This is a genomic window from Actinomadura xylanilytica (assembly GCF_030283145.1).
Taxonomy (GTDB): domain Bacteria; phylum Actinomycetota; class Actinomycetes; order Streptosporangiales; family Streptosporangiaceae; genus Spirillospora; species Spirillospora xylanilytica.
The window spans coordinates 610794-631447 of the sequence record NZ_JASNWE010000004.1 but is presented as its reverse complement, the minus strand read 5'-3'; the positions used below and the strand labels follow the sequence as shown (position 1 = coordinate 631447).

The 20654-nt window shown below is 68.9% G+C and carries 24 protein-coding genes and 1 pseudogene; 10 read left to right on the top strand and 15 right to left on the bottom strand.

The window, feature by feature from the left end:
• Positions 1-49 precede the first annotated feature (49 nt).
• The gene (locus tag QP090_RS26775; protein WP_285942170.1) at positions 50-460 is read left to right on the top strand and encodes a VOC family protein; all 411 of its coding nucleotides are present in this window, start codon (positions 50-52) and stop codon (positions 458-460) included.
• Between the two features lie 277 nt (positions 461-737).
• Here QP090_RS26775 and QP090_RS26770 read toward each other — a convergent pair whose 3' ends face one another.
• Together QP090_RS26770 and QP090_RS26765 are read right to left on the bottom strand one after the other, a co-directional pair.
• Entirely contained in the window at positions 738-1355 is a 618-nt protein-coding gene (locus QP090_RS26770; protein ID WP_285942169.1) for a hypothetical protein, read from the bottom strand.
• A 5-nt stretch (positions 1356-1360) separates the two neighbouring features.
• Complete coding sequence (locus tag QP090_RS26765; protein ID WP_285942168.1) at positions 1361-1933, bottom strand: RNA polymerase sigma factor; 573 nt, start codon at positions 1931-1933, stop codon at positions 1361-1363.
• Between the two features lie 388 nt (positions 1934-2321).
• On the opposite strand from QP090_RS26765, the gene QP090_RS26760 reads away from it, so the two are divergent.
• From QP090_RS26760 to QP090_RS26750, 3 genes are read left to right on the top strand one after another with little or no spacing between them, the layout of a single operon-like run.
• Positions 2322-2744, top strand: a complete 423-nt coding sequence (locus QP090_RS26760) for a hypothetical protein (protein ID WP_285942167.1) — start codon at positions 2322-2324, stop codon at positions 2742-2744.
• 13 nt (positions 2745-2757) lie between these two features.
• The gene (locus QP090_RS26755) at positions 2758-3036 is read left to right on the top strand and encodes a hypothetical protein (RefSeq protein ID WP_285942166.1); all 279 of its coding nucleotides are present in this window, start codon (positions 2758-2760) and stop codon (positions 3034-3036) included.
• The gene (locus QP090_RS26750; RefSeq protein WP_349666510.1) at positions 3036-4907 is read left to right on the top strand and encodes a WD40 repeat domain-containing protein; all 1872 of its coding nucleotides are present in this window, start codon (positions 3036-3038) and stop codon (positions 4905-4907) included. Before QP090_RS26755 ends, QP090_RS26750 begins: the two co-directional genes overlap by 1 nt.
• Before the next feature lie 38 nt (positions 4908-4945).
• Here the strand turns inward: QP090_RS26750 and QP090_RS26745 are convergent, their stop codons facing one another.
• Both QP090_RS26745 and QP090_RS26740 read right to left on the bottom strand, forming a co-directional pair.
• Positions 4946-5386: a hypothetical protein gene (locus tag QP090_RS26745; protein ID WP_285942164.1), complete on the bottom strand. Its 441-nt coding sequence runs from the start codon at positions 5384-5386 to the stop codon at positions 4946-4948.
• 248 nt (positions 5387-5634) lie between these two features.
• Positions 5635-6366, bottom strand: coding sequence for a dienelactone hydrolase family protein (locus QP090_RS26740; RefSeq protein ID WP_285942163.1), 732 nt, complete (start codon positions 6364-6366; stop codon positions 5635-5637).
• Between the two features lie 425 nt (positions 6367-6791).
• On the opposite strand from QP090_RS26740, the gene QP090_RS26735 reads away from it, so the two are divergent.
• Entirely contained in the window at positions 6792-7097 is a 306-nt protein-coding gene (locus tag QP090_RS26735; RefSeq protein WP_285942162.1) for a hypothetical protein, read from the top strand.
• A gap of 359 nt (positions 7098-7456) precedes the next feature.
• Here QP090_RS26735 and QP090_RS26730 read toward each other — a convergent pair whose 3' ends face one another.
• Positions 7457-7618: a hypothetical protein gene (locus QP090_RS26730; protein WP_285942161.1), complete on the bottom strand. Its 162-nt coding sequence runs from the start codon at positions 7616-7618 to the stop codon at positions 7457-7459.
• Positions 7619-7801: 183 nt separating this feature from the next.
• Here QP090_RS26730 and QP090_RS26725 point away from each other — a divergent pair, with 183 nt between their 5' ends.
• A complete protein-coding gene (locus QP090_RS26725; protein WP_285942160.1) occupies positions 7802-8710 on the top strand; it encodes a glycosyltransferase family 2 protein in 909 nt (302 codons plus the stop codon).
• A gap of 87 nt (positions 8711-8797) precedes the next feature.
• Here QP090_RS26725 and QP090_RS26720 read toward each other — a convergent pair whose 3' ends face one another.
• The 5 genes from QP090_RS26720 to QP090_RS26700 form a co-directional block, all read right to left on the bottom strand.
• Positions 8798-10108 carry an outer membrane protein assembly factor BamB family protein gene (locus QP090_RS26720; RefSeq protein WP_285942159.1) on the bottom strand — a complete coding sequence of 437 codons (1311 nt, stop codon included), beginning with the start codon at positions 10106-10108 and terminating at the stop codon, positions 8798-8800.
• 465 nt (positions 10109-10573) lie between these two features.
• Entirely contained in the window at positions 10574-11683 is a 1110-nt protein-coding gene (locus tag QP090_RS26715) for a hypothetical protein (protein ID WP_285942158.1), read from the bottom strand.
• A complete protein-coding gene (locus QP090_RS26710; protein WP_432763079.1) occupies positions 11680-12192 on the bottom strand; it encodes an RNA polymerase sigma factor in 513 nt (170 codons plus the stop codon). The genes QP090_RS26715 and QP090_RS26710 overlap by 4 nt, the downstream gene beginning before the upstream one ends.
• Before the next feature lie 177 nt (positions 12193-12369).
• A complete protein-coding gene (locus QP090_RS26705) occupies positions 12370-12894 on the bottom strand; it encodes a hypothetical protein (RefSeq protein ID WP_285942156.1) in 525 nt (174 codons plus the stop codon).
• A 66-nt stretch (positions 12895-12960) separates the two neighbouring features.
• On the bottom strand, positions 12961-13431 hold the full coding sequence (locus QP090_RS26700) for a hypothetical protein (protein ID WP_285942155.1): 471 nt from the start codon (positions 13429-13431) through the stop codon (positions 12961-12963).
• Between the two features lie 17 nt (positions 13432-13448).
• Between QP090_RS26700 and QP090_RS26695 the strand changes: the two genes are divergently transcribed.
• Together QP090_RS26695 and QP090_RS26690 are read left to right on the top strand one after the other, a co-directional pair.
• Positions 13449-13703, top strand: a complete 255-nt coding sequence (locus QP090_RS26695; protein WP_285942154.1) for a hypothetical protein — start codon at positions 13449-13451, stop codon at positions 13701-13703.
• A 111-nt stretch (positions 13704-13814) separates the two neighbouring features.
• Positions 13815-14581: pseudogene (locus QP090_RS26690) on the top strand (transposase).
• A 60-nt stretch (positions 14582-14641) separates the two neighbouring features.
• On the opposite strand, the gene QP090_RS26685 reads toward QP090_RS26690, so the two are convergent.
• Positions 14642-15070 (bottom strand): VOC family protein, encoded by a 429-nt coding sequence (locus QP090_RS26685; RefSeq protein WP_285942153.1) that lies wholly within the window; start codon positions 15068-15070, stop codon positions 14642-14644.
• Between the two features lie 253 nt (positions 15071-15323).
• Between QP090_RS26685 and QP090_RS26680 the strand changes: the two genes are divergently transcribed.
• Entirely contained in the window at positions 15324-15800 is a 477-nt protein-coding gene (locus tag QP090_RS26680; RefSeq protein WP_285942152.1) for a hypothetical protein, read from the top strand.
• Positions 15801-16163: 363 nt separating this feature from the next.
• Here QP090_RS26680 and aac(3) read toward each other — a convergent pair whose 3' ends face one another.
• The 4 genes from aac(3) to QP090_RS37725 form a co-directional block, all read right to left on the bottom strand.
• Entirely contained in the window at positions 16164-17027 is an 864-nt protein-coding gene (aac(3), locus tag QP090_RS26675; RefSeq protein ID WP_285942151.1) for an aminoglycoside 3-N-acetyltransferase, read from the bottom strand.
• A gap of 132 nt (positions 17028-17159) precedes the next feature.
• Complete coding sequence (vph, locus tag QP090_RS26670; RefSeq protein ID WP_285942150.1) at positions 17160-18023, bottom strand: viomycin phosphotransferase; 864 nt, start codon at positions 18021-18023, stop codon at positions 17160-17162.
• 20 nt (positions 18024-18043) lie between these two features.
• Positions 18044-18685, bottom strand: coding sequence for a transposase (locus QP090_RS37730; RefSeq protein WP_285942149.1), 642 nt, complete (start codon positions 18683-18685; stop codon positions 18044-18046).
• Between the two features lie 244 nt (positions 18686-18929).
• Positions 18930-19184 carry a helix-turn-helix domain-containing protein gene (locus QP090_RS37725; RefSeq protein ID WP_285942148.1) on the bottom strand — a complete coding sequence of 85 codons (255 nt, stop codon included), beginning with the start codon at positions 19182-19184 and terminating at the stop codon, positions 18930-18932.
• Positions 19185-19694: 510 nt separating this feature from the next.
• Here QP090_RS37725 and QP090_RS26655 point away from each other — a divergent pair.
• The gene (locus QP090_RS26655; protein WP_285942147.1) at positions 19695-20552 is read left to right on the top strand and encodes an NAD(P)H-binding protein; all 858 of its coding nucleotides are present in this window, start codon (positions 19695-19697) and stop codon (positions 20550-20552) included.
• The last annotated feature ends 102 nt before the right edge of the window (positions 20553-20654 follow it).

Genomic DNA, 20654 nt, shown 5'->3' with positions numbered 1-20654 from the left:
CCAGGTCGGTCAGGAATCGAGAAGCGCAGGTCAACGTAGCCTGATCGTCATGGACATCACCATCCACACGAGCTTTCTCCCGCATGACGATCCGGACGCGTCCCTGGCCTTCTACCGCGACGCCCTCGGCTTCGAGGTCCGCAGCGACGTCGGACAGGGCAGGATGCGCTGGATCACGGTCGGCCCGGTCGGCCGGCCCTCCACGTCCATCCTCCTGGCGCCGCCGGCCGCAGACCCCGGGGTCACCGAGGACGAGCGCCGCACCATCGCCGAGATGATGGCCAAGGGCACCTACGGCTGGATCCTGCTGGCCACCCGGGACCTCGACGGCACCTTCGAGAAGGTGCGGGCCGCCGACGCCGAGGTCGTCCAGGAGCCGACCGAGCAGCCGTACGGCATCCGCGACTGCGCCTTCCGCGATCCCGCGGGCAACCTGATCCGCATCCAGGAGCTTCGCTGAGCCGTCCGGCCACCGATGCGGCCACGACGGCCGGCATCGCGCAGGCCGGTCATCGCCATCGAGCCCCCGGCAGGCCAGGGGCGCCAAAGTCCACCCGTGGGTGTGACAAGTCCTGGGACAGGATCGGTGAGCTGTTGCAGGAACTCGACTTCCCCGTCGATGTCATCAGTTCCGATCGGCCGATCTTCGAAAGACCAAGGCCCGGCTCCGGTCTGCTCGGGAGCCGGGCCTCCGCCTGGAGGGGGATCGGCAAGTGCGCCCGATCCCGTTTCCGAGATCAGCCCCCGACGCCGTCGGCGCCCGACTGAGGGCCACCCGGCACCCGGACACAGGCGGGTACCGTCCCGACCCTCTTCACCATGGGGCTGAGGACGGTCGCCGCGTCCTCGAACCAGACGTCGAGGACCACCATCTCCCCGGGCTTCAGCTTGTCCGGATGGATGCGCGCGCCCACCTCTCCCCTCATGTCCTCGTCGGCCTGCGGGTCGGATCCGGGGTCGTCCCCGAAGACCCCGGCGTCCGGCTTCTCGTACATCCAGAAGTCGCTGTCGTACTCACGTCCCTTGCACTGTGTGCCGAACGGCAGGAAGTCCACTTTCGCCGGCACTCCCAAGGCGCGCAGCTTCTGTTCGACCCGTTCGGGATGGGTGAACTCCACCAGATGGACCGCGATGGAGCCGTCCGGGGCACGCTCGATGGCGTTCGCCCGCGCGCTCTTGTCCTGGGTGAGGGCGGGTACCGCGATCACCGTTCCGACCGCGGCCGCGACGACTCCGGCGGTTAGGACGATGCGTCCCGTCCACCGCCGCGGTCGGCGCCGGGACTCTGCGGCCGGCCGGTTGGTCGCCACGACGTGCTTGAGCTCCGCGAGGAGCCGGTCTTCGAAGGTCTGCATGGGGATCACTCCTTTGCGTACGCCATCGCGGGGGTTTGGGCGGAGACGACGTCCCTCAGGACTCTGCGGGCACGGTGCAACCGGACCCGGGCGGTGACCGGGCGGATGTCGAGCGCGGCGGCCGCCTCGGTGACCGTCAGCCCGTCGACGACGATCAGTTCCAGCAGTGCCCGCACCCCCGCGGGCAGGTCGGCGAGGGCCTGGTAGGTACGCCGGCCGGTGCTCTCGGCGTCGATGCGCTCCACCAGCCGGTCGATGTCGTCGGGGTCGAGCAACCGCCGCCCCGCGATCCGCTGGTTCGCGCGCAGTTCCCGGCCCGCCCGGCGCCGGTTGGCGGCCAGGACGTTCCGCGCGACACCGAAGAGCCAGCCGATCTCATTGCCGCAGCTCGGCCTGTAGGTGTGCGCGGAGTCGATCACGGCGATGAAGACGTCGGCGGTCATGTCCGCAGCGGTGTGCGGGTCGTCCACTCTCCGGGCCACGAACCTGTTCACCGTCTCGACGTGGCGCCGGTAGAACGCCTCGAACGCTTCGGGATCGTGTCTGATGCGGGAGAGGCCGTTCTCAGGTTCAGCCATGCGCTGTCTCCTTTCGGAAGTTCACCCGCTCTTGGACCGACGGCCGCGAAGCGTTACCGCGCACGGTCGACCACCCGTCCGGCACGGCTGTTTCACATCGATCTCTGCTGAGGTCGGCGCAGGTCACGGGGTTGTGCGATCGGCGTGGCCGTGGGCTGAACGCATCGAGGCCCCCGGACGACTGCTGATCTTCTACCACCCCGGTCGTCACGCGATGCCCTCAACAGCGATCAGACCGGACGGCGTCCGTCGGACCGCGCCCCCCTTTTTCGCCATTGGGCACGATGACACTGACCGCCTCCGGTCAGGTTTTCCCCGCCATTTCACTGGCCGGCCGCAAGGAGAGCGTGATCAACTTTTAACCACGGGTGAACCTGGAGGTGTGGCAATGGATCCGCTGGCCATTGCGGCGGGAACGGCACTGGTGACCGCCATCGCCACCGACGGCTGGGAGCAGGCCCGAAACGGGGCCGTGGCCCTCTGGCAGCGAGTGCACCCCGGTCGGGCCCAGGCGATCGAGGAGGAACTGGACGACCTCCATGAACGGCTGCTGCTCGCCCGTCGCGCGAACGACCGCGACGCCGAGGCCGAACTCCTGGCCGAGTGGCGGTTGCGGCTGGCCCGGCTGCTCGCTGACGATCCGAGCATCGAGGTCGAGGTGAGCCGCGTCCTCGACCAGGTCTGGAGGCCGCTGCTGCCCGACTCGCAGCAGGCCCGGACACAGGCGCTCCAGCGCGGTGAGGCCAGCGGGCACGGACGGGTCTACCAGGCAGGACGCGACATGACGATCGGCGAGAAGCCGGCCGACTGACGAGGGAACGGCCATGCCCCCACCGTCCGAGGACGATGCCTCGATGCCGCCGGTGCGGCAGGAAGGGGCCGCTTCGGGGCACGGGCAGGTCTTCCAGGCAGGGCGGGACCAGTACGTGTCCGTCGTCTATCAGGGCGCGTCCACCTGGATGGAACAGCGGGACCGCCCGGCGCTGTTCGACGCGGCCGGCGCCGTGGCCTCCCCCTATCGCGGACTGGACGCCTTCACCGAGCAGGACGCCGGCCTGTCTTCGGTCGGGCGCGGGAGACCGGAAAGGTCCGCTCGCTCCTGATGAAGCAGATGGAGCGGCCGGGGATAACGATCCTCTCTGGTACGTCCGGCGTTGGAAAGTCTTCGCTCCTGTACGCGGGAGTGCTTTCCGAGTTCCGCGAGAACGGTATTCCCGAGCACCCCCAGACCGCTCAATGGCCGTGTCTGATCACCACTCCCGGTGCCGCCCCTTTCGAGGAACTCGCCGCAGGGCTGAGTCAGATCATCGGTGGCTCCTCCGGCGCATTTGCCGAGGAACTGCACGGCTCGCCCCCGCGTCTCGCGCAGGCGGCACGGCAGGCGGCGACCGCGCACCGGAACGGTGGCCCGCCGATCACGGTGACCGATCGCCGGCAGCGGCAGCGGCTGCTGCTGATCATCGATCAGTTCGAGCAGCTCTTCACGCTCTGCCCGGACGAGGACGAGCGGCGAAGGTTCGTCAGTGCGCTGCACGCGGCCGCCACCCATCCGGTCGGCCGGGATCGGACGCCCGCGGCGATGGTCGTCATCGCGATGCGCTCGGACTTCGAGGCACGGTGCGTCGAGTACGAGGAACTGGCGGCGGCGGTTCAGGATCGCTACCTGCTCCCGGCGATGACGGCCCGCCAGCTGGAGATCGCGATCACCGAGCCCGCGCGGGCGGTGGGCGCGCGCGTCGAGGGACGGCTGGTGGACCGGCTCGTCGCCGCCGCGTCGGTGCCGGGACGGGTGCCGGACGGGACGGCCGGCGAGCCGGGAACGCGGGCCGGGATGCTCCCGCTGCTGTCGTACGCACTCGACCAGGCCTGGCGCACCCGGGACCGTTCCGCCGCCGATGAGGGCTTGACGCTCCGGGACTACGAGGCCGCGGGAGGGATCGAGGACGCGGTCGCCACCAGCGCGGAGCGTGCCTACGCCCGGCTGGGCCCGGCGCAGCAGGAGCTCAGCCGTCGCGTCTTCCTCCGCCTGACCGCGATCGGTGACGACGGCGTCCCGACGGCGGATCGGGTCTCCCGGAGCGAGCTCGCCCGCTCGGGAGTGGACGCGGATGACCTCGGAGTCGTACTGGAGGTCTTCGCCCGCGAACGGCTCATCACGCTCGGCGCGGACAGCGTGGCGATCAGCCACGAGGTCCTGCTCACCGCGTGGCCGGCCAAGACCGCCCTGACAGCATCGGCCTTCAACCCCCGCACCGGTGCGCTGGCCACCTCGGATGAGGACGGCGTGGTGCGACTGTGGGACCCCGGCACCTACAGACTGCTCAAAGAGTCCGGCAAAGGGGCCGGGTTCGGAAGACTGACGTTCACCGCCGACGGAACCTCGATCATCGCCGTCGCGCGTCGGTCCGATGACTCCGACGAACGTCGGGGCAGCGTTCCCACCACTGTGCGTTTCCTGAGCTCCGACACGCTTCGGCCCACCCGACCGCCACCAGGATTCGCCCGAACTCCCGGCAGTCCCAGCGTGGCCGCGATCGCGGCGCGAACCGGCTCCCTCGCCACCGTCCAGGACGGGCACGTGGTCGTCGATCTGAGGGGGATTTCCGGCGGCGCCGGGAACCGGATCACCGTCCCGACCGGTGAGCTCGTGTCGCGCCTGGCCTTCCACCCGGACGGACGGGTGCTGGCCACCATCGGCGGCGGCCGTCTGCGACTGTGGGACCTGGCGACCCGCCGGCAGATCGGCACGGACATCGTGGAGAAGTCCAACGGAGGGATCACATCGGTCGCGTTCAGCCCGGACGGACGCTCGCTGCTCACGTGGACCGGGCTCACCGACGAGTTGACCGTACGCGATGCCGGTCACCTGCCCGACGTCCATGCCGACCTCTGCGACCAGGTGGGGGCGTCCTTCACCCGCCGCTGGTGGTCCGAGCACGTCCCGGCCGGGCCGGGCTACCGGGCGGCGTGCTGATCGGGAACACCTTCCCGGCCCGCTACGGCGGTCCCGGATCAGCGCGTCTTGGGGAAGACGGCGCGCGGCGCAGAGCCGCGGATGATGAACGCGACGCGGATGACGGGCAGCATGCAGACGACCTGCATCACCGCGTACCAGAGCGGGCAGATGCCGGGGATCAGGTCGACGCCGATGATCGCGATCGGCATGATGACGGCGAGGGCGCTCACGCGATCGAAGGCCCGGCGGGATCCCAGGGCGGCCGAGAGGGTCAACCGGTGGATCAGCACGGCGGCCACGGGCAGCAGGGCCGCGCGGACCCACATGAACGTGTTCACCATGTGACCGCTGCTCGACACCACGACGACCGCCAGGAGGGCGGCGGCGCTGAGCGCCCCGTAGATCCTGATGCTGTTCTTCGCCGCGCCGAAGGCACCTTCGGCGCGGGCGTCGGTGCGGAGTGCGGCGTCGAGCGCGGTGGGCGTGTTGGCTTTCATGCCGCCAACGCTAGAAAGCGCCTGGTCGGCGCGGTATCGGTCTGGACCCACGGGTGGGTGGGGCTGGACCCACGCGGAGGGATTCGGGGCGGACGAGGCGGCCGGACGGATCGTGACGGGGTGTGGGCCCAACTGACGGAGCTGGTGGCCGAGTGCCGCCCCGACCGGGTCGGTACCGCCGATGGCTGGTACCGCCGCGATCGGGGCGGTTGTGCATCTGCTGGCCTGACGGCGGGGGTGGTCGGCGGCTAGCTCAGATGCCGGGTGAAGAACTGGGCCGCGGCGTCCCCCGCGAACCGCGGGACGCCGGTGTGCCCGCCCAGATTGGCATGCAGCGCCTTCTCCTTGGAGCCGAAGGCGTCGAACAGGTCCAGGGCCATCTGCCGGTCGTTTCCTTCGTCGTCCCACTGCAGCAGGACGTGCAGTGGAATGGTGACCTGCCGGGCCTCCTCGAACAGGACGCGAGGCACGAAACTCCCGGCGAACAGAACGGCGGCCGAGATGCGCGGCTCGACCACCGCCAGCCGGATGCCGATGGCGATCACTCCCCCTGAGTACCCGACCGGGCCGCCGATCTCGGGCAGCGAAAGGAGGGCGTCCAGGGCGGCCTGCCATTCCGGGACCGCCTTTTCGACCAGCGGGAGGACGAGCCGGTCGACGATCTCCTCGTCGACCGGCCCGCCGGCCTCGAGCGCCCGCTGCAGGTCGGCGCGGGCCTGCTCGGCGGCGGCGGAACGGGGCCGGTCACCGCTTCCGGGGAGCTCGATGGTGGCCGCGGCGAAGCCGTCCGCCACGGAGTGCCGGGCCCGGGCCACCAGTCGGGGGCGCATCTTGTGCAGTCCGCCGGGGTGGCCGATCAGGATCAGCGGGGCCGGTGCGGACGCGGATGCGGGCGTCCACAGGATGCCGGGGATCTCGCCGAGGGTGAATTCGCGTTCGAGGACGCCGTCGTCGAGGCGCTGCTCAGAAGTGAATCGCATGGTCGTGCCTTTCGGGAGTGCTCTTGAACGGCGCTCCCGGACGACCTATCGCCCGACCGTGACCCCGGAGAGGAGCACCCATGTCGATACGTTCACGGGTACCACCTCCTCGTTCTCTGGCACGGCTTCCGAAAAGCTAGCAGTGGCCGCCGTGGTCCGCCAACAGGGTTTTGTGCCTACATTCTGCCGGGGGTGGACGACTCACGCAGCGACACGGTGATCGCACCGCGATGTGGCCGGATCGGGACGGCCCCGACCCACGACCGCACCGGAAAGGGGGGAACGATGGAGACGCCCGCGATCGTGACCACAGAGGAGGCTTGCCGGTTCGATGCCCTGGCACGGCACGGCACGGCACGGGGGAGGAGGGCACCGAGCCACAGCAGAAAGACTGACACATCCCGGTCTGAAGACAGGAGTCGAGCGTGATCCCCAGCTCATCCGATGAGCACGTGTCCCATCCGGTGGGGCAGGACATCCTGCGGGCCGCGGTCGGCCAGGCCGAATCGAGGCTGGACGGCCGGTTGGCCGCGGCGTTCGCGATCGGCAGCCTGGCTCACGGCGGTTTCGTCCCCAGTGTCAGCGACGTGGACCTGGCTCTGGTCGTCGACCGCGCCGACGAGACCGTGGCCTCGACCATCGACATGGTGCGCCGCGACACCGTCCGGCAGTACGCGGGCTCGGCCCACCACGCCCTGGCCGACCGTCTCTCCGTCTTCTGGAGCGACTAGGAACACCTGGCCCACGGCACCGAGGCCGGCCGCTTCCCCGCAACCGACCGGCTCGACCTGCTCGATTCCGGCGTGCTGCTGCACGGCACCGACCGGCGTGCCCACTGCGCCCGGCCCACCACAACAGACCTCGTCCTGGACAGCGCCACCTTCGCGGCGACCAAGTTCGGCGACCCCGCCTACCTGCGCATGCTCAACGCCCCCACGGCACTGGCCGGGCAAGGCGCCCGCGCCGTCACCAAGGCCGTCCTGTTCCCCGTGCGCCTGCTCTACAGGTCGCCACCGGCCGACTCGCCCGCAACAACGACGCCGCCCGCTGGTACACCGCCACACCGAACATCTCCAGCACCCTGGTGGCCTCAGCCGCGCGATGGCGGGCCAACGGCCTCGACGACCCGGCAGCCGCCGAACTGCTCCAGCGAGAACTCCTGCCCCTCTACCGGCACTGCACCGACCAGTTCGACCGGAGAACCGCCGGACTCGGTCACCGGGACCTGGCGACACGCCTTGCCCGCCTGCACGCCGCACTCACCCCGGACACCGACCGAACACCGCCCTCCTCTGAGGATCCCGCCCCCACCACCACGCGGCCCAACCCCTGACCACCTGCACACCGGCCCCGCGCTGGCTACCATCCAGAGACGCGGAGTTCACCGCCACTCCATCTCGCGTACTGCCAGGAGTCGCTCGTGCAGACGTCACCGATGCCATCTACAGACACCCTGCCGGTCCGGTCCGGCGGGTCGCCCGTGCGGGTGGGGGCGGCGGTGCTGACGATGGGGACACGGCCCGTCGAGCTCGCTGCGCTGCTGGAGTCGGTCCGCGTCCAGGACGGTCCGCCGGTGCCGGTGGTCGTGGTGGGCAATGGGTGCGCGCTGCCGCCTCTCCCCGACGGGGTGCAGGGGATCGAACTCGAAACCAACCTCGGGGTGTCCGGCGGCCGGAACAAGGCGCTGGAGGCGCTGGCGGCCCGTGGCGACATCGACGTGGTGATGTACCTGGACGATGACGGATTGCTGCCCGACCCGCAGACCGCCGGACGGGTCCGTGAGGCGTTCACCGATCCGGAGCTGGGGATCGTCGGGTTCCGCATCGCCGACGAGACCGGCGAGACCCAGCGCCGGCACGTTCCCAGGTTGCGGGCGACCGGGCCGATGACGGCCGGGCCGGTGACCACGTTCCTCGGCGGCGGCAACGCCGTGCGGATGACGGTGGTGGAGCAGACCGGTGACTGGCCTGACGAGTTCTTCTTCTCGCACGAGGAGACCGATGTGGCCTGGCGCGCGTTGGACGCGGGCTGGCGGATCGACTACCGGCCCGACCTGGTTCTTCAGCATCCCCGGACGTCCCCGGCCCGGCACGCGGTGTATTACCGGACCACGGCCCGCAACAGGGTGTGGCTGGCCCGCCGCCACCTGCCCGCCGTGCTGATCCCGGTCTACCTGGGGATGTGGATCATGGTCACCATGGTCAGGCGCCCTCCACTGGCCGGGGCGCGGGCATGGTGGGGCGGGTTCTTCGAGGGATGCCGGAAGGGCTGCGGGCCGCGTACGCCGATGAAATGGCGGACGGTGTGGACGATGACCCGCCTCGGCCGCCCGCCCATCATCTGAATCCCGCCGTCGCCGTCGCCGTCGCCGATGGTGATCGGCCGAGCCCCGGAACGGCGACCGCCAGGACGGGTCCACTGTTTCGCCGCGTCATTCGCCGGGTCCGTACAAGCTCAGCCGCAAACCGTCCCCGACCTGCTCGGCACGGAGGAGGCGGTCGCCATGGATCAGCGTAGGCTTCAGGCCGGGGTTGAACTGATGGCCGCTCGCGGTGAACGGCAGCCTGACCGTGGTGACCTTGCCTTTCGCGGGATCAATCACGTCGAGTGCATCCGGCATGTGGCGAGGTGACGCGTCCCCATCGCGCTCGCCGGGCCACTTACGCACCCCGTACACGTGGCCGCCCGCAGTCACAAGACCGGCGTGTTCCCGGGCGTTGACGTGCTTGTCCACCTTTCCGGTGCGTACGTTCACGAATTCGAGCCGCTGGCCCATTCCCGAGGCGTCACGGCTCACGGCCAGAACAGCGCGACCCTGGGCCACGGCGAACTCGGTGGCCACGAGGTCCTCATCCGCCAGCTTCCAGATCTCCTTGCCATTCGCGGTGACAAGCGTGGACATCGTGTTCTTGCCCAGGCGGTTGACGAGCGTGACACCATTCCGGGTGAGCGCAGCCCACCTGCTCCCACCCGTGGACTTCTTCCACCGGACAGCACCGGAGGAGGGGTCCAGCGCATACAGCGATTCCTCGCCTCCGCAGGACGCTGCAACCAGCAGCAGGCTCCCGTCGGTGTCGTGCGGCTGGAACGTGCAATAGCGGACGGACCCGGTAGCCCAGGCCCAGCGATCCTTCCCCGTACGTGCGTCCACCGCGACAAGCCCCGGTTTCTTCGCGTCCCGGCCTACGAACAGGGCCACACCGGCCTTGGCGGACGCGAGCGGCTCGTACCCCTTCTTCTGGCCGTTCGTCACGGGCTGGAGGCCGTCGTTGTTCCACAGCGTGCGTCCGCTGAGGGCGTCCAAGCCGGTGGTGCGCATGCTCTGATCATCCGCGAGGTCCGCCTCACCGCGCTGGTCAGCGGCAACCGTGGTGACCACCATGGCGCCGGCCGTGACCGCGTAGTCGGCGACCAGTCGTGCCTTCTCGTAGTAATGCCAGCGCGGTTCGCCGGTGTTGGCGTCCAGGACGTCCAGCCCCCGGTTGGAGACGACCACGACCTGCCCGGCGACGAACTCGGTACGCGCCGGATCCGGCGACGGCACCCTGGGCACATCGGCCCGCCAAAGCTCGCGCAACGTCCCAGCGGGCAACCCGACGTCCCCGATCGGCTTCGTCCCGGACGCGCTCGTCGTCCGATCCAGCTCGATCCCGGGCGAGTCTTCAACACCGGAACCGGAGCACCCCGCCCCGGCGACCACGACACCGGCGAGAACGGCGACGGCCGCGCAACGAACCCTCATGCACAAACCTCCAGGGGACACGGTTCTCCCTGAGATCGCCCGGGACGGCCCACAAGTTCGCGGCGGCGGACCGTCTCCGCGCGGGGAGAACCCAGGCCAAGGGCTCCCGCTGTGGCTGCAGGTCGGTCCACCCCCGCTCGCGCGGGGCTGGACCGGCACCCTGCCGTATTCGACCGTGTCGTATTCCGGGGTTGAGGGACCGGCGGACAGCGGTCGGCGCTGAGAATGATCTTGAGTTAATGACCGGTTGCAACGTTCGCTTCGTAATGCATTGATCACTTTGGGTCTTCGCTGGTGGGTTGGTCCTCCTTGCGGGGCATGCGGGGTTGGACGAGCATCGGAACGAGAATCCACGGCCAGTGGGGGCGTCGCGGCTGACGTTGGCGTGACTTTTCGTTCGGTGGTTCGTGATCGTCACGAGTCGGGCGGACGGGCGCCTTCTTGTGCGCCCCGGCTTGCAGCGGGTCACCAGCTGAGCGTCGGGTCCATCTTGGTGACCTTGCTGGAAGTCGGGGAGTGCTTGCGGGTCCTGAGGTCCATTCGTTCGATCCGGTGGCCTCGCGTGTAGAGCAGGTGCCGTCCGGTGGAGTCGGCCACTAGCTGGTCATAGCTGTCCGACCGCCATCGGTCGAGGACGACGGGTGCCTTGCCTGAGCGGGCCGGCAGGAGCGTGAGCCGTGCCTCGTCGCCCGCGGTGAGGAGGACGATCCGGTCGCCACTGGGCAGTAGCAGGGGCATGTCGGAGTCGTTGCGTTCGGGGAACGTCCGATCCGCCCGCACCGTGCGCGCCGGATCTTCCGGGTCCAGGATCCCGGCGGAGGACGCGCCGGCCCAGCGCAGGCGGCCGGCGTCCCATGCGATCGACTGGACGGGGGTCGGGACGTTCCACCGCCGATGGCTCCCGGTCCGCAGGTCCCAAACCGCGAGCGCTTCGCCGTCCTTGCTGCTGGTCACCATCGCCAGCCTGGTGGCGTCCGGTGAGGCCGCGATCATGTCGATGCCGGCCCAGGGCGACGGCCGGCCCGTCGGGGCGGCGGACGGCGTCGCGACGACCCGCAGGTCGGCGGCCGACGGGGCCTGCGCGACCAGCACGGGCCGTCCGGGACGGCCCTGGTCGTCGAGGTGGACCTGGGCGACGCGCATCCGGCCCTGCTCGCCCTGCACGACCGTGAAGAAGAACGTCCGGTTGTCGGCCGCCGCCGTGATCGGTGTCCAGAAACGGTCGTAGCCCGCAGGTGGCGTCAGCGTCCCCCGAACCTTCCCGGACGGGACGTCCACGATCTCGACCTTGTGCGCTTCGGTGTCGGTCCAGGCCGCGAACCGCGGCGATGTGGCGGGCCTGACGGGCCCCATGCCGATGGCGGGGTCGAACTCCTCGCCCACGTCGTCCAGCGTCACCCGTACGAACGTGCCGGTGAGCAGTAGGACGAGCGTGACCGCCGCGGCCGGGACGAGTGTCCACAACCGGCGGCGCGGCCGCCCTGCGGCCGCCCACGCGGGTTCGGCCGGGTGTGGCACCCCGGCAGTACGGGCATCGAACGCCTCCCGCAGCCGGTTCTCCAGATCGGTGTTCATTCCTGTCCTCTCAGCAGTTCGGCAAGGCTGCGCAGTGCGCGGGAGATGGTCGAGGAAACGGTGCCGCGGCTCACACCGAGGGCGGCGGCAATCTCCTGGTCGTCCAGTCCCAGGTAGAAGCGGAGCACAACGACCTCGCGCTGCCGCCGGGGGAGCCCGTCCAGCGCGCCGAGCACCTGCGCCTGCTCCTCGCGCAGCAGCGCCGACGCCTCGGGCACGGGGTGCACGACCTTGGCCCGCGCCGCAACCGTGCGGCGGCGCAGCGCGGACCGGCAGCCGTTGACCACCGACGTTCGCAGGTACGCCTCGGGGCTCTCCGGCGGGCCCTTGCGCAGCCAGCGGCGTTGCAGACCGAGGAACGCCTCCTGCACCACCTCTTCGGCAAGACCGTCGTCCCGGGTGAGCAGGACGGCCGTACGGACCAGCTGGCCCCCATGCATCTGGAACAACGCGGACAGGGCCGCCTGGCTGCCCCCATCCGCCCCGCCCCTTTTCAGGGGAGGAGACAAGAAATCCACTTTCAGCACGCGCTAAGCCGCCCTCCGTTGAAAGCCTCTACAAGGAAAGACGTCCGACGGCCCATCCTGCTGAGCGCGGCGGTCCGCCACTTGCGTGAGCCACGCTGGGCCGGAACGCCGGTCAAGATCGTTCTCAGCGCCAACGGCTGTCCGCCGGTTCCTCAACCCCTAGTCAGCGTGAGGGGCGGGTGGCCGGGTAGTGGTGCCAGGTTCCGCCGCCGGCGGCGAGGTGCTTGGTGGCGGTGCTGTGGTGGAAGCCGAGGGCTTGGGCGACGACGGGCGCGGGGCTTGGAGGACGAGTTGTCGGAAGGCCGCGGTGCGGGTTTGTGTGATCGGGACTCCGAGCGCGCGCAGCTGCTGCAGGAGCGCGCCGGGCGAGAGGGGTTGGCCGGCGCGGCCACCGGGGAACAGCCAGTCGCTGTCGGGGTTGGTGGCGGTGTTCATGTTGGCGCGGTTGGCCGTCAGGTCGACGAGCATCGCGGCGAACAGTTCGGGTACCGGAGTGGGCGGGTCGCCGAGGCGTACGGATACCTGTCCGTCGTCCTGGACGACGTCGTGAACGGCGAGCCGAACCAGGCGGCTGACCGGCTGGGCGTAGAGCAGGACGAGGCAGGCGGCGACCCGGGTGCGGAGCGGGATCTGTGTGTCGGTGAGGAACTGGCGGAATAGGGCCAGGCGGCGGTCCTGGCTCATCGGGGGCCGGTCGTTTCGGGTGGCGGTGGGGAGTTGCAGGCGCGGCATGTGTCCACCGGCTATCGCCTATTTCAGGAAGGCATGGAGCCGCCCGGGATCGGGACGCTCGACGTGCCATGCGTCGATGTCGGTCTGGGCCGCTTGGTCGAGTCGGCGGACGCGGCCGCCGAGCCAGTTCAGGAAGGTCTCGGCGATGTTGAAGCGTCCGGCGGCGGTGTTGCGTGATCCGTTGGTGAGCGGGCCGCGCGCCGCTTGACCGTGGAGCTCGGGGAGCAGACGCCAGGTCGTGAACTGGCGGAGTAGCCGGGCATGCTCGGGGTCGTCGATCTGGGCGAGGCGGTGGCGAGACCAGCGCTCGAACAGCAGGATCTGCCGGTCGATTTTGGGGAGCACGCGGGCGTCCATCGGCAGGTCGCGCAGGTGCGCGGCGGTGCGCCAGCTGGACCGCGACCCACCGTTCGGCGGCCGGGTCGCCGGGGTGTGCAGCGACCACGCCGCCCTCCAGACGTACTCGGCGAGGTGGATGAAATCCACCACGATGTGGACGTCCACCTGTGCCGCTCGGCCTGCCGGTGAACCAGGTCGAGCTGGTGGCGGTCACCGTCGACCAGGACTATCCAGCATCTTCGGTGCTCGGGATCGCGGGCGACGGCTTGGTCGAACGCCGCGGCGATGACCTGTTCCCCGGAGTGCTCCAAGGAGGCGGTCAACCACTTGCCGGTGGCATTGGGGCCGACGCGGCACCGCTGCCCGCGGTGCTGTCCGGGCTCGGTTCCGGGCGCAGGAAGCGTGATCACGCTGAGCTCTGATGGTCCTCTCAGGTTGTACGCGGAGGGGGCGTCGGCGAGGTTTAACGAAGCGATAACCAGATGCCCTAAAGGCTGTCCCGTAAGTGATCTTGCTCTGCAATGATCTTGCCCGTGTCAGGTGTGATCACGGCGTCCGAGCCGTTCTGGATAGCCCCGTTACAGGGCTGAGCCCGCGCGCCTTCGGCAAGTTGGTGACCGCGCTGCGCCGTGAAGATGCCGACTCCCCGGGCCGGGGGCGGCCGTGGAAGCTGTCGTTGGAGGACCGGGTGCTGCTGGTCGCCGCGTACTGGCGGACGAACTTGACGATGCGGCAACTGGCCCCACTATTCGGGGTGTCGAAGTCGGCCGCGGACCGGGTGATCGCCGACTTCGGCCCGAGGCTTGCGCTGCATCCCCGCCAGCGGTTCGCCAAGGATGCGGTGCTGATTGTGGACGGCACCCTGGTGCCCACCCGGGATCACAACGTCGCCGAGCAGTCGAAGAACTATCGCTATTCCACCAACCATCAGGTGGTCATCGACGCCGACACCCGCCAGGTCGTGGTGGTCGGACAGCCGCTGCCGGGCAATCGCAACGACTGCCGGGCCTGGGCGGAGTCCGGTGCGAAAGCTGCCGTCGGCAACACGATGACCATCGCTGACGGCGGCTACCCGGGTACCGGGCTCGTGATGCCGCACCGCCGCCGCAAAGATGAGGATCTACCCGACTGGAAACAGGCCCACAACAAGTCCCACAAGCAGGTTCGCGCCCGCGTCGAGCACGTCTTTGCCCGGATGAAGACCTGGAAGATCCTTCGTGACTGCCGCCTGAAGGGCGATGGCGTCCACACCGCCATGCTCGGCATCGCCCGGCTGCACAACCTCGCCCTCACGGGGTAACTCCCGCCCCTCACTGGACCAGAGAGGTCCAATGGGGGGGCTCGCCGGCTCGAAGGATGCTCAGTCGATACAGAACTCGTTGCCCTCGATGTCCTGCATCGGGATGCACGAGTCATTGCCGTCGTACAGCGTTTGAACGTGTACCGCCCCGAGCGGGACCAGCCGTGCGCACTCGGCCTCCAGCGCGGCGAGGCGCTCTTTCCCTACGAGTCCGGTGCCGACCCGCACGTCGAGATGCACCCGGTTCTTGGCGGCCTTCCCTTCGGGGACGCGCTGGAAGTACAGCCGAGGGCCGACGCCCGAAGGGTCGACGCAGGCGAACCACGCGTCCTGCTCCTCAGGAGGCTGCGCACCCTTGAACTCGTCCCAAGTAGCAAACCCCTCAGGCGGGGGCGGAACGACATAACCCAGCACCTCGCACCAGAAGCGGGCCAGCCGCTCGGGTTCCGCGCAGTCGAAGGTGACTTGGAAGTGCTTGATCGATGACATCGGCGCACCCTACCAAGGGGGCTCTGCTGCCCATTTCCCCAAGGTGGATCCCCATGCCGTCGAGCCCAACCCTGCCGAACCCTGGTGCGTAACCGAATGCCCAAGATCAGTTACGGGACAGCCCTTAGCGTCCAGTGCGTGAGGACTTTATCAAGGAAAAGTCAGGCGTGAAAGGGGGGCGCCCAGCGAAGACGCCCTCGAAGATCCCAGTGGTCAGCATTCACACTAGAACACCCCAAGGAGCGTGCCTAGTATGCGCACCCGCAGCCTCATTGCCGCCGCACCCGTTGTCACGGGGCTCGTTACCCTCATCCCCGCTACAGCCTCCGCCGCGCCGACAAATATCACACCCGACGCAACGCTCACCTCGACCCACACAAGCAGCACGCCTTCCAATATTCTGCTCGGCGGCACTATCCGAGAGCCAGGGATGGAGTATGGCGGGGACATATACATAAAAGGCAAGTCGTACGGAATTGTCTACTTCGACGACTATGTCGGCAACAAAGACCGCGACCTCTTCTATGTTTATGATAGCCCCGGCGACGGCGCATCCGTAACGCTCCGGGTATGCTATAGCCACACCTGTAAAACCAAGCGCGCCAGCTACGGGAGAATGGAAAAGATCGACGTCGGCAACATTGGGAATGGCTATAAGGTCTGGCTAACGGGCTGCGCCTGGAAAAAGGGCATTAAGATCGGCTGCGCCGACAGTTCGATCACCGAGTAGGGGCCTGGGCGGAATTCACCGCCGCTGTTCAAGCGGGCTCACGGCCGGCAGTTCCCGTCGAGGCTGGCGGCGATCTCGGGCATGAGCAGCAGCGGAACAGCCGTTATCGATGAGAACGATCTTCGTCTGACCCTCAGGGCTGATCATTGAGTGAGTGGTTCCCGGGGATCAGCCTGAAGGGCGGGGCGGAGTGTCCAGCGGGATACTCCAAGTTGGGGCCTGTTCGTTGTTCTGATCAGGGGTTGGTGGTCACGATCGGGTGACCGGCCTTCGCCGAGGTGGGAGCGGCGGTAGAACCAGCTATGAGGCGACCGTGCATATCGCCGTGATCAGCGAGTGGCTATGACCAGATGCCCCAAGGCGCTAGCTGTGGCTGGCCGATCGTGCGAGTTTGCTCTCGATCCAGTTGACGCCGAAGTTCACGACGTCGGCCGCCTCGAAGAGGTAGCTCGTTCCGGTGCCGACCTGTCCTTGTCGTCCGTGCCGGGCAGTGAGCATGTCGCGGGCGATGACCGCGAAGGGTTCCTGCTCTTGCGGCACGACCGTGGTGTAGTCGAAGGCGCCGTTCTCGGAGTCGATGTCGTGGAAGCGCCGCCAGACGCGCTCGCCGTCCACGGTGATGGGCTGTTGGTAGTCGACGAACCGCTTCCCCGGCGCCTTGGCGAGGGCCTCCGCGTGGTGCAGGAGCGTCAGGGTGTCGAGCGGTGCGCCCAGCAACAGCACCCGGCCGCCCGTGGCGGCCAGACGAGCCAGGGGACTGTCGGGACCGTGAGGGTCATCCCACGGGTGATCATCCATCAGGAAGTGGGCCGCGGGGCCGAGAGCGGCGAAGCTGGCGTCGGGGTGACGACTGCGTACCGCGCCCGGCCAGCGGCGCAGGGCCTCGGGCAACCGGCCGTTGTTGTGGTCGGCCTCACTGAACCGCAGGTCGTAGGCGGGGTGCTCGGCACGCAGGACGGCCTGCCAGTCCTCGGGCCAGTCGGTGAAGTCGTAGGGCGGGGCGTCGTTCCAGCCGCAGGTGACCATCAACGTGCCCTCGGCGCCGACTGTGTCCCGCAGCGCATTGATGATCGTTTGGGGGCCACCGGCGATGTACCCCAGCGCCGACATCCGGGTGTGGAACATCACGATGTCGCCCTCGGCCAGGCCCAACTCGCCCAGATCGCGGACGAGCCTGCTGCGGGTGACCGGACCATCGGAGCGCTTGAGGAGGTCTAGCTCATCCATGATCGAAAGGTATGCGCAGCCCCGCAACTGGCCAAACGCTTTTCTGAAACACGCCCTTGTGCTGTGACCGAATAGGTTCGCCCGGTTGCTGATGATGTGAAGTGCTCGATGAAGCGGATGTGCTCGTGTGCTTCAGCGGTAGTCGGCCAGGCCGTCCGCGAGTTCTTCTTCGTCGCCGTCGCGGATGGCGTAGAGGGCTTGCTGCAGAGCGAACGTGCCGCGGATCGCGGCGATGCGGCTGAGGAGCCCGTGGTTTGACCAGCTGCCCAGAGCGAGCACCCGTTCCAGGAGTTCACGGCCGTAGCTGGCACCGATGGCTGCGAGGTCCTCGGCCGGGTCACTGAGTGTGACATCGTCCCAGTCGAGTACGCCGGAGAGGTGCGGCAGGCCGTGCGTCCACTCCCACAGGACGTTTTCGGCACCGAGGTCGCCATGCACCACTGCTCGAGTGACATGGGGAAGGCTATCGAGTGCTGCGAGTTCCCGCTCGGCCCGTAGACGCCCGCTGTCGGACATGAGCTGGAACAGCTCCGCGCGCACGTTCTCCGCGAACCGCCGCCACCGGCTTTCTGCTGCCTGAGGGAGAACCGCTCGTACCGTCTCGTCGGTGCCGGCGCGGGCCAGAGCGGACAGCAGTGTGGCGTACTGGGCCGCCACGGTGTCGACCACTTGGGCATCGTTGAGTGTGTCGGACTTCAGCGGTTCCCCGGGAATGCGACTGAGTACCAGGAACGGCACCTCGTCGGCGCCGTGGGCGCTGCCCTGGAACAGCGGCTCAGGTGTGCGGAAGCCGAGGTCGAGGCCGGCGAGTGCGTGTAGGGCGGCCACCCGCTCGGGCAACCGGACGGCCGCTGCCCGGGTGCGAGGCAGGCACACGACGCGGTCCGAGCCAATGACCACGATGTGGAATTGCCCCTGACGTACTGCAAGGTCGTCCGGTTTGTCGTTGGGCAGCAGACGGCTCAGCAGAGCGCGATGCGTCGTACGGATGCTCACGAGTGTGACCTCTGGATCCTTCAATGAGTAGGAGGCGATGTGCACAAAGTGCTGTCAGGCCGCGCTGTCGAGCGGGCGTCCGCCCCCCAGCGAATGCCCTTCTCGCTGCGGATACGGGCCCGTTCTCGGCGTTGAGCGGCCAGAATGTCGGGATGACGGGCGTTGGCGTTGCGCCAGCGCAGGTAGCGGTACAGGGCACGGGTCTGCGCGGGATGGCTGCGATGATGCGAGTTGGCCAGGGTGAACTGCCGCAGCGGACCGAAGTGCGCCTCGATCGGGTTGGCCCAGGAGGCGTAGGTCGGGGTGAAGCACAGCTCGACCTTGTTCTTCTTCGCCCAGCGGCGGATGTCCGCGCCGGTATGAGCGAGAGGTTGTCCAGGCCGATGTAGATCGGGGCCGCCGTCGGGCCGGGCGGCGCGGATCGACTTCAGCGCGGCCAGGCTGATGGCGGTGCCCTTGCGGCGCCGGTTGACGCCCCACAGACGGTCGTCGCCCACGGAGTAGCAGCCGTGGAAGTAGGTGACGCCATGGGTGCGGTGGTAGGTCGCCGGAAGGCGGTCGGGGTTGCCCTGCTTGGCCCAGCAGGAGCCCGCGGTGGGCCGGATCTCCAGCGGCCCGAACTCGTCGAAGGCGAAGACCCGGTCCGGGAAGCGTTCCAGCACCTGCTCGATCCGGTCGACCTTGGCGTCACGTTCAGGGTCGGGTGATTCCTTCCATGTCTTGGTGCGCTGGAAGGTGATGCGGCGGCGCAGCAGCAGGCATCGTAAGGCTTCACGGCCGATGCGGATGACGCGTCCGTGTACTTTCCGCAGGTAGGCGGCGGGTTTGCGGATCGACCAGCGGGTGAAGGGCTGGCCGAGTTTGGTCGGGCGGGTGGTGGCCGCCTGGATGACGAAGTCCTCGTCGTCAGGGGGTGAGCAGGCGAGGACGGCCTCCCGCGCACTGAGGGTCCAGGCAGGCCAGGCCGATCTCGTCGAACCGGTGGATCACCTCCCGCCCCGTGCCCTCGTCGGCCTGGACCAGCTGGGCGATCACCGGTACGCGGTTTCCGCCGGCGGACGCCAGCAGCATCATCGTCCGGCGATAGCGCACCGCGCTGGTACTGCCCCGGCGCATGATCTGCTGCAGCTTCTGCCCTTCTTGGTCGGTCAGTCTGCGCACCGCACAGGCTCGGCCACCACACCTCCAGCGATCGGAACGGACGTCACCGCCCATCCAACCGCTCCAACTACGAACCTGTTCGGTCACAGCACTAGCTATGCCGCCCCGCAGGGACTGGATCCGTTGCTGTATCCGCTGGCCGGACGTGCAGGTCAGGCACCGGATCGGCGCAATTCACACCGACGGGGCGTGCGACTGAGCTGTGTGGCCCCCATCAAGTGCGCCGGCCCAAGATAGCCCCGCGCGTCACAGCCGGGTCGGCGCTCGGTGTCCCGCGCGTCAGTCTCGGCCCGCTGTTGTTGCGTACGGCGTGGTCGCCGACGGCCCGCCGGTCGACTCCGGCCTGCCCATCGACAACGAGGCGGTGTCTCTCATCGGTTGAGCCTCTGATCAAACGGCCGCAAAACGCCCAGGTGGGAACGTTCCATGTGCGAGGTCTGCCGGACCTGTCCTACCGTCTTCGGCAGCGGGCCCGCACCCATCGTTGGTTTCCACACAAAGAGGTTCTCCATGACCATCCTCGTGACCGGAGCGACCGGCACCGTGGGCAGGCACGTAGTCGATCGGCTCCTCTCGGCTGGGCGGCCCGTCCGGGCGCTCACCCGCAACCCGGAGACCGCCGGGCTGCCCGTCGGCGTCGACGTCGTGCAGGGTGACCTGAACCGACCGGGCGACCTGTCGTTCGACGGGGTACAGGGCGTGTTCCTCATCCCCGGCATCTTCGATCCAGAGCACGCGACCGGCCTCGGGGGAGCCTTCGTCAGCCGCGCCGTGGCGGCCGGGGTCGCCCGGATCGTGTCCCTGACCAGCTCTGGCGTCACGACCCGGCGGGCCGGCTTCTACGAGATGCTGCACGCGGTGGAACAGGTCGTCGAGAAGTCCGGGGTGGCCTGGACCCACGTGCGGCCCGGCGAGTTCGCCGTCAACAAGCTCGACTTCTGGGGCGAGTCCATCCGGACGGAGGGCGTGGTCCGCAACGCCTACCCCGACGGCGTCGGCGTGCCGATCCACGAGGCCGACATCGCCGAGATCGCCACGATCGCCCTGCTGGGGGACGGCCACGCGGGCCGGGCGTACGACCTGACCGGGCCGGAGGCGCTCACCCACCGGCAGCAGGCGGAGGCGATCGGCACCGGGCTCGGCCGCCCGATCGCGTTCGAGGGACTGACGTACGGGCAGGCCCGCCGGGCCTACATCGAGGCCGGGCTCCCGATGGAGATCGCCGAGTTCGTTCTGGGCTACCAGGCCGAGTACGCCGAGGAGCCACCGGCGGTCTCACCCACGTTCGAGCAGGTCACCGGCAGAAAGGGCCGTACGCTCGCGCAGTGGGCGGCCGACCACGCCGCCGAACTGGCCCCGGCCGCCTGACGGCCGACGGCATGAGGCGGTGCGGTGCGGTGCGGTGGGGTCTCGGCCCACCGCACCGCCCCTTCTGTCGGCGCCGCCCGCCAGCGCCGCCCGTGATCCGGC